Source organism: Brachybacterium sp. Marseille-Q7125, from assembly GCF_023062615.1.
Taxonomy (GTDB): domain Bacteria; phylum Actinomycetota; class Actinomycetes; order Actinomycetales; family Dermabacteraceae; genus Brachybacterium.
Genome location: NZ_JALLAL010000132.1, coordinates 1 through 822 on the forward strand (window position 1 = coordinate 1; position 822 = coordinate 822).

Sequence of the window (822 nt, forward strand, 5' to 3'; positions counted from 1 at the left end):
GCACCGGAACGCCCGACCACCGCGACCGACACGCGGCGGACCGTCACACCCTCATGCCACAATCAGCTCGCGCACACCGGCAACGACGCCGGACACCGCCGCTCAGCAGCACCATGAAAGATCGAGGTGAACCGGCAGCTGTTCTCCGACACCGTGGAGGGCGAGCTGGTCACCGGTGCCGGGCACCGGCAGACCGAGGGGGTGCTGGAGGGGCTCGGGCTCGACGGCATGGGCGAGCGGCATCCCATGTCGCTCTCCGGTGGGCAACGGCAGCGCCTGGCGGTGGCGACGGCGGTGGCGGCAGAAGCCGACCTGGTGTTCTTCGATGAACCCACCTCCGGGCTGGACCACGACGGGATGCTCGCGATCGCACAGCTCGCCCGGCGCCTGGCGGATGACGGCCGGGTGGTCGTGGTCGTCACCCATGATCAGGAGCTCGCCGCGGAGTGCGCCGATGTGGTGGTGAGCGTCGGTCGGTGAAAATCCGGGTGCGCGTGAGTGCGGTGCAGTCCGTCTCTGCGGGGATCTTGTCGGCGGCAGAGCGTGAGCGGGCGGCAGGGTTCCGCCGCGAGGCGGACCGCGCGGCGTACGTCTGCGCGCATGTCTTGTTGCGCGCGGAACTGAGCCGGGCGGATCCGCTGGCCGAGCCGGCCCAGTGGGAGTTGGACCCGCGCCGGCCCGGCCGCGTGCCCGGGCCTGACTTGCACTGGTTTAGTGTGTCAACGCGTCGAGTAGGTTTCTGGCCTCGTCGGTGATTTCTGGCTGGGCGGTGATGTGCTGGCCGGCGATCGAGATGGTCACTTCTCGTAGCGGGCGCAGGAT

Annotated in this window: 1 protein-coding gene; it reads left to right on the plus strand. The window is 69.8% G+C overall.

Annotated features, from left to right (window positions below):
- The first annotated feature begins 126 nt into the window (after nucleotides 1-126).
- The gene (locus MU407_RS14035; RefSeq protein WP_246958418.1) at nucleotides 127-480 is read left to right on the plus strand and encodes an ATP-binding cassette domain-containing protein; all 354 of its coding nucleotides are present in this window, start codon (nucleotides 127-129) and stop codon (nucleotides 478-480) included.
- Nucleotides 481-822: the final 342 nt, after the last annotated feature.